The organism is Salinisphaera sp. Q1T1-3 (genome assembly GCF_003602005.1).
Classification (GTDB): domain Bacteria; phylum Pseudomonadota; class Gammaproteobacteria; order Nevskiales; family Salinisphaeraceae; genus Salinisphaera.
The window spans coordinates 38,200-44,859 of record NZ_QZWD01000025.1; the positions used below are offsets into that span (position 1 = coordinate 38,200).

Genomic DNA, 6,660 nt, shown 5'->3' on the forward strand with positions numbered 1-6,660 from the left:
TGGTTCAGCGGCGAGGCGGCCCCGGCTGCCGACGCGCCACGCGCGGGGCGAGCTCGTCCCATTCCAGCTCGTGATAACGCGCCACGTCGTCGCCAAAGAAAGCGTACTTGATGACATCGAAATACGGCGAGTGGTCAAAGTCCCGCGGCGTGATCAGCCGGGCGTTGCGGCGATGGAAGACCATGCCGCCGTCGACGCCGCGATGAATGGTCGGCAGGATCGGATAGCGCACGCTGGCAAAGGCATTGGCCAGCAGCGTCGAACAGATCGCACGCACGGCGTCGCCGTGGCCGGCCTCGAACAGCGTCGAACGCCAGCGGCGCGGCAACAGCCCGTACGGAAAGAAGAATCGCAGCAGATCGAGAATCTGGCGACGGTCGTACGGGACACCGAGCCGGTTCAGGGCGTAATCGATCACGGCCTGGGCATCCGCCGGTGGCATCTCGTGCGGCCGACACAGGCGCAGGTGCTCGCCGCGATAGCGTGACAGCGGCGACAGATGTACCCCTTCGCCGAGCTGGGCCTCAAGCAGCAGCGGGGTATCCGCGGCCCAGCCGGCCGTGTCGACTGCCGCGCGGGCCTCGGCGTGTTCGAGCGTATCGGCCCGCCCGATATAGAGCGCGGCGTGTGTCCAGGACGACAACGTCACGCTCTGGATGATGCCGGCCACGCGGCTGCGTCCCTGGACGAGGATCACATCGGCCGGCCGGGCGTGCTCGCACAGACGCGCGAAATCCGTCCGCGGCGCCTCGGGTGGCTCGACATCGCGCGACAGCCAATCACTGACGGCATCGATCAGGCGCGCCCGCCAGCGGCGTGGTTTCCGAGCCGTCACGCTATCCTGCATCCCGATCATCATCCATACTGATTTGCGCCTTTGCTGGGGCCAGGCCCGACTTTGGTGTAATATGGCATCTCAACGGAAGACGCTGTCCGATGCGGCTTCCGGTTCCCTGACGCCAACCGAGAGAGACCGAGTGGCCCGGCCACGTGCGATAGAACGCTCCAGCCTAGTGCTCGCCCTGATGGCCGTGGCCGTGGGGATTGCAGCGGGCTACGGCGCCGGTCTGTTTCGCGCCCTGATCGGGCTGTTCCACAACATCGCCTTTTCCGGCACCTTCTCTTTCGCTTACGACGCCAACCAGCATACCGATGCCAGTGTCTGGGGCGCGGGCATCATCCTGGTGCCGATGATCGGCGCGGTGATCGTGACCTGGCTGGTCAGGACATTCGCCCCGGAGGCCAAGGGCCACGGCGTGCCGGAAGTCATCGACGCGATCTATTACCGCGGCGGCATCATCCGGCCCTCGGTCGTCGCGACCAAGGCGCTGGCCAGCTCGATCTCGATCGCCACCGGCGGCGCCGTCGGCCGCGAAGGGCCGATCATCCAGATCGGGTCCGCGCTCGGCTCCGGGCTCGGCCAGCTCGTGCGCCTGCGCGAGTGGCAGCGCAACACGCTGATCGCCTCGGGCGCGGCCGCCGGTATCACGGCCACCTTCAACGCGCCGCTCGGCGGGCTGCTGTTCGCCATCGAGATCATCCTGCCCGAAACCAGCGGCCGCACGCTCATCCCGGTGCTGCTGTCCACCGGGGCCGCGGCATTCGTCGGCCAGAGCCTGTTCGGCGATACGCCCTCGTTCAATATTCCGGCGCTCGGTAACAGCGGGCTGGAGCTCAGCTCGCCGACGCTGTTCGTCATCTACGTGATATTCGGCGTGCTGCTGGGGCTGGCCGCCTGGCTGTTCACGCGCAGCATCTACTGGGCGGAGGCGGCGTTCGAGAAACTGCCGGTCAACGATTACGTGCGCCACGTGGCCGGCATGGGTGTCGTCGGCGTGATGATGTACGCCTTTCTGGTCTACGGCGGCCATTACTACGTGGAGGGCGTCGGCTACGCCACGATCCAGAACATTCTGGAAAATCTGCTGACCAATCCCTGGCTGTTGCTGCTGCTGTTCGCGGCCAAGCTCCTGGCCACCTCGCTGACACTGGGCTCGGGCGCTTCGGGCGGCGTGTTCTCGCCGGCACTGTATCTGGGCGCGACGCTGGGCGGGGCCTTCGCCGTGGCCATGCAGCACATCGCCCCGGGCTTTCATCTGGACGTGGCCACCATGGCCGTGCTCGGCATGGCCGGCGTTGTCGCCGGCTCGACCGGTGCCGCCCTCACGGCGCTGGTGATCATCTTCGAGATGACGCGCGATTACCACGTGATCATTCCGATGGTGATCATCGTCTCGATCGCCTACGGCGTGCGCCAGTTCCTGATGGCCGACACCATCTATACCTTCAAGCTGACGCGGCGCAATCACCCGGTGCCGGCCTCGCTGGAAACCAATCTGTTCATGCTGCGCAAGGCAGCGGAGTTCTACGACCCGCGGGTGGTACGCGTGGGCAGCACGCGAGGCATAGCCGAGGTGCGCCGCCGCTTCCGACGCTTCGGGCGTCAGAGTCCGAACGTACTCGTTCTGGACAAGAATCAACAGATTCAGGCGATCTTCTCGTCCCGGCGGCACTATCGCCTCAAGAAACAGGGCGGCCTGGGCATCCGCTCCTGGGCCGACGACCACATGGAGACCGACTACATCGTGGTCGGCGCCGAAGACATGATCTTCGACATCGTCGGTCGGCTGCGCGCGGCGGCCTGTGAGGTCGCGCTGGTCACGCCCGACGGCACGATGAGCCACCCCCGTGAGGTGCAGGGGGTGCTGACGCTGTCCGATGTCGCCCGCTCGTCCCGGCTGGCGCGCCAGATGGAGCGTCGGCGCAGCGCCCGCAAGCCGACGTCGCGCTCGCGCGATTCGGCCGTCGAAGACGCCGACGAGACCTGAGCGCCCGGTGACGCCCCCGCGGCCTTGAGCCCCGACCGGATCATCGCGTCACATCGAGGACAGATCGATCCACCAGCCCTGAGGAATCCCCGGATAGTCGCCCGAGGCAGCCTGCGGCATTGTCGTGTCGTCTTTCGCGATACGCGTCCGTAGGGTCTGTTAATACTTCGCGCGCGGCCGGTTTTTGAGCGCAACCCGACGGGACGGCGGTCATTTTTTGCGCAACCCGGCGTTGTCGTTCGCGACGCCAGAATGACGGCCGTACACGCCCGATGCCTTGTCTTGCAAAAATGAGCGCCGGCGCGGCGCACGCGGGACGTGTTAACAGGCCCTAAGCCAACGCGAGCATCGGTCGCTGTCGCGCTCATCGTTGCTGTATGCAAACCATTGCCGAGGCGCACTAATGATCGACTCTGACTGGTTCACCGCCGGACTCTCGGGCCTGGTATCGATGACGGTTTCCGCCATCGTGATCTATATCGCGCTGCTGCTGTTCACGCGCTTGTCCGGACTTCGCAGCTTTTCGAAGATGTCGAGTTTCGATTTCGCGATCACGGTCGCCTTCGGCACGATTCTGGCCTCGACCCTGCTGTCTCGAAGTCCGGCCCTTCTGACAGGCATCGTGGCTCTGGGCCTGCTCTATCTGATCCAGTACGGGGTCGCCCGCGCACGCCGCGCCGATGCGGGCTTTGCCCGGCTGGTCGATAACGAACCACTGCTGTTGATGGCCGGTAGCGAGCTGCTGACCGACAACCTGTCGACGGCCCGCCTGACCGAGGACGATCTGAATTCCAAGCTGCGGCTTGCCGGACTGGCCAATCGCGAGGAGGTGCTGGCCGTGACGCTCGAAAGCACCGGCGACGTGGCAGTGATCAAGAAAGGCCAGACAATCGACCCACAGCTCTTCGCGCAGGTTCGAGACGGCCAGCGCCTGATCGACTGACCCGCCCGACCAAGGCCGGGCGGGACACCGGGCCTCGGTCAGCCCGCCAGCGCGGTCAGGCCACCGCGCTGGCCGGTTTCATCGGCCTCGCGCGAGAGATTGATCGCGCTGATGATGGCTTTCATCGATGCCGAGAGCGTATCGGCATCCTCGGCTACGGCCGGAATACGGATCGTCCCGGCCTTGATCTGGACGAAGGCGATCGCATCCGCGTCCGAGCCGGCCGATACGGCCTGCTCGGTGTAGTCGGCGATGGCAATGTCCTCGCCGGTATAAGCATTCCAGGCGGCCACGAACGCCGACAGCGGGCCGTTGCCCTGGCCTTCGAGGGTGAATTCCTGGCCGTGGTCCGACACGGTCACGGAAATCTTCTGCCCCTCGTCGGCGCGACGCACGCTGTAGTCGACCAGCGAGACCGGTGCCTGGCGGTCGAAATGCGCGAACAACAGGTCGCGGATCTCACTGGAGCCGAGCTCGCCCGTGATCTTTTCGCTTTCACGCTGCACGTGCGGGGCCAGTGAGAGCATCATCCAGCGCGGCAGGTTGATGCCATAGTCGCGCTCGAGCAGGAAGGCCATCCCGCCCTTGCCGGACTGACTGTTCACGCGGATCACGGCCTGATAATCGCGGCCGATGTCACGCGGATCGATCGCCAGATAGGCGACCTGCCAGGGCTCGTCGTCGCCCTGCTTGCGCAGAGATTTGCGAATCGCGTCCTGATGACTGCCGGAAAACGCGGTATAGACCAGCTCGCCCACCCAGGGATGGCGCGGATGCAGGGCAATGCCCGTGCACTCGTGGACCACGCGGATGATCTTGTCCGGGTCGGACAGGTCGAGTTCCGGGTCCACGCCCATGGAATACAGGTTCATCGCCAGGACGACGATGTCCATGTTGCCGGTCCGCTCGCCGTTGCCGAGCAGACAGCCCTCGACGCGTTCAGCACCGGCCAGCATGGCCAGCTCGGCCGCGGCCAGCGCGCCCCCGCGATCATTGTGCGTGTGCACGGACACGATCACCGAATCGCGGTTCTTCACATGCTGGCAGAAGTACTCGATCTGATCGGCGTGATAATGCGGGCCGACCTGCTCGACCGTATTGGGCAGGTTGAAGATGATCTTGTCTTCGGGCGTCGGGCTCCAGACATCCATGACCGCTTCACAGATGCGCACGGCGAAATCCATCTCGGTGGTCGAGAAGCTCTCCGGCGAATATTCCAGCCGCCAGTGCACGCCCGGCCGGGCACGGGCGTTTTCCTTGACCCGCGTCGCGCCGTTGACCGCGATATCGATGATGCCGTCCTGGCTCATCTCGAACACGCGCTCGCGCTGGACGGTGGAGGTCGAGTTATAGAGATGGATGATTGCGCGGGGCACGCCTTCGAGTGCGTCGAAGGTCTTGTCGATCAGATGATCACGACACTGGGTGAGTGCCGCGATCGTCACATCGCCAGGGATCTGATCCTCGTCGATCAGCCAGCGCACAAAGTCGTAGTCCGGCTGGCTGGCCGAAGGAAAGCCGACCATGATCTCCTTGACGCCGATATCGACCAGGAGCTTGAACAGCTTCTGCTTCTGTTCGACGGTCATCGGCTCGAGCAGGGCCTGATTGCCATCGCGTAGATCCTCGCTCACCCAGATCGGTGCTTTCGTGATCTCCTGGTCCGGCCAGGTCCGCGTGAAGCCGGTGACCTTGGGAGCCGGCTTGTACTTGCGATGATCGAATCGGGACATGTCTTGCTCCGTGATGCATGGTCTCGGCCGCTCGCCGCCGAGGCCTCCATCATACGCGCCGAACGACGACAGCGGATTGCCAAATTGTCGTCGCAAGCCGCCCTGTCTTTTATTTATTGCGCATATGAGGCTTTTTAAAGCAATATAATTTCAAAACCAGCGGGTATCGCGCATGACTGATTCTCTCGATCGCGCCGATCGCCGGATCCTCGAAATCCTGCAGACGGAAGGCCGTATCAGCAACCAGACGCTGGCCGAGCGGGTCAATCTCTCGCCCTCGCCCTGCCTGCGGCGCGTGCGAGCCCTGGAAGAGGCCGGCTATATCACCGGCTACCGGGCCACGGTCGATGCCCAACGTCTCGGCTACGGGCTCAACGTGGTGCTCCACATCTCGATGGATCAGCACACGCCGGAACGTTTCGACGCCTTCGAGACCCGCGTGGCAGCGTTGCCGGAAGTCGTTGAATGTCTGTTGATTACCGGGCAGGAGGCGGACTATCAGCTCCGCATCTGGGTCGTCGACATGGAAGACTACCAGCGCCTTCTGTTGCATCACATCACGCGTATACCCGGTGTTTCCGGCGTGCATACGAGCTTCGTGTTACGCCGCGTGCTCACCGCGCGGGCCCTGCCGGCACGGACCTGACGAACCGGTTGCGCCCCGTCAGCCATCGTTTGTCGAGATTGGCGCATATCATCAGGTCGGTGCGCGGGTCCGCCCGTCCGGCCCGCCCCCTGTGTCGGCACGGGTCACGGGAATCTGCCATGAATCGAATCGCCCTGGGCCTGTCTGTGATACCGACAGCCATTTTCGGACCGGCCGGTTGTAACACGATCGCCGGTGCCGGCCACGACATCGAGGATGCCGGCCAGGACATCCAGAACACGGCCAACAAGCACAAATCCCAAAGCGACCAGTAACGTCGCTGTTCTAGGGCCTGTTGACACTTCCCGCGTGCAAAGCGTTAACAGGCCCTAGATGTGACCTCTCAGTAGATTGTTCATCCGAGCCGCAGTCCTTGAAGCTGGTGGGTGCAGAAATCCGTCAGACCTAAGGAGCGACCCGGATGAACACGCATAAGAATGCGCGACTCACCGTTCACAGTCGACAGGTGCTGGTGCGTCGAGTGATCGAACAGGGCCTGAGACCGGTCGA

Annotated in this window: 7 protein-coding genes; 5 read left to right on the forward strand and 2 right to left on the reverse strand. The window is 64.1% G+C overall.

The genetic code is table 11. The features are described 5' to 3' along the window. Positions 1 to 4 precede the first annotated feature (4 nt). A complete protein-coding gene (locus D3260_RS16500) occupies positions 5 to 847 on the reverse strand; it encodes a YiiX/YebB-like N1pC/P60 family cysteine hydrolase (RefSeq protein ID WP_158583585.1) in 843 nt (280 codons plus the stop codon). Between the two features lie 130 nt (positions 848 to 977). Between D3260_RS16500 and D3260_RS16505 the strand changes: the two genes are divergently transcribed. After that, entirely contained in the window at positions 978 to 2,828 is a 1,851-nt protein-coding gene (locus D3260_RS16505) for a chloride channel protein (protein WP_158583586.1), read from the forward strand. A 403-nt stretch (positions 2,829 to 3,231) separates the two neighbouring features. Continuing rightward, positions 3,232 to 3,771, forward strand: a complete 540-nt coding sequence (locus D3260_RS16510) for a DUF421 domain-containing protein (RefSeq protein WP_120099714.1) — start codon at positions 3,232 to 3,234, stop codon at positions 3,769 to 3,771. A 38-nt stretch (positions 3,772 to 3,809) separates the two neighbouring features. Here the strand turns inward: D3260_RS16510 and D3260_RS16515 are convergent, their stop codons facing one another. Further along, positions 3,810 to 5,504, reverse strand: a complete 1,695-nt coding sequence (locus D3260_RS16515) for a 2-isopropylmalate synthase (RefSeq protein WP_120099715.1) — start codon at positions 5,502 to 5,504, stop codon at positions 3,810 to 3,812. A gap of 172 nt (positions 5,505 to 5,676) precedes the next feature. Here D3260_RS16515 and D3260_RS16520 point away from each other — a divergent pair, with 172 nt between their 5' ends. The 3 genes from D3260_RS16520 to D3260_RS16530 all read left to right on the forward strand — a co-directional run. Further along, complete coding sequence (locus D3260_RS16520) at positions 5,677 to 6,150, forward strand: Lrp/AsnC family transcriptional regulator (RefSeq protein ID WP_120099716.1); 474 nt, start codon at positions 5,677 to 5,679, stop codon at positions 6,148 to 6,150. A gap of 119 nt (positions 6,151 to 6,269) precedes the next feature. Beyond that, positions 6,270 to 6,425, forward strand: a complete 156-nt coding sequence (locus D3260_RS16525) for an entericidin A/B family lipoprotein (protein ID WP_120099717.1) — start codon at positions 6,270 to 6,272, stop codon at positions 6,423 to 6,425. 146 nt (positions 6,426 to 6,571) lie between these two features. Then, positions 6,572 to 6,660: leucine zipper domain-containing protein (locus D3260_RS16530; RefSeq protein ID WP_147418170.1), on the forward strand; the 89-nt coding region annotated here is incomplete at its 3' end.

Coding starts and splice junctions, on each gene's coding strand:
- D3260_RS16500 (WP_158583585.1), bottom strand. CDS start 847: ATGCAGGATAGCGTGACGGCTCGGAAACCACGCCGCTGGCGGGCGCGC.
- D3260_RS16510 (WP_120099714.1), top strand. CDS start 3,232: ATGATCGACTCTGACTGGTTCACCGCCGGACTCTCGGGCCTGGTATCG.
- D3260_RS16515 (WP_120099715.1), bottom strand. CDS start 5,504: ATGTCCCGATTCGATCATCGCAAGTACAAGCCGGCTCCCAAGGTCACC.
- D3260_RS16520 (WP_120099716.1), top strand. CDS start 5,677: ATGACTGATTCTCTCGATCGCGCCGATCGCCGGATCCTCGAAATCCTG.
- D3260_RS16525 (WP_120099717.1), top strand. CDS start 6,270: ATGAATCGAATCGCCCTGGGCCTGTCTGTGATACCGACAGCCATTTTC.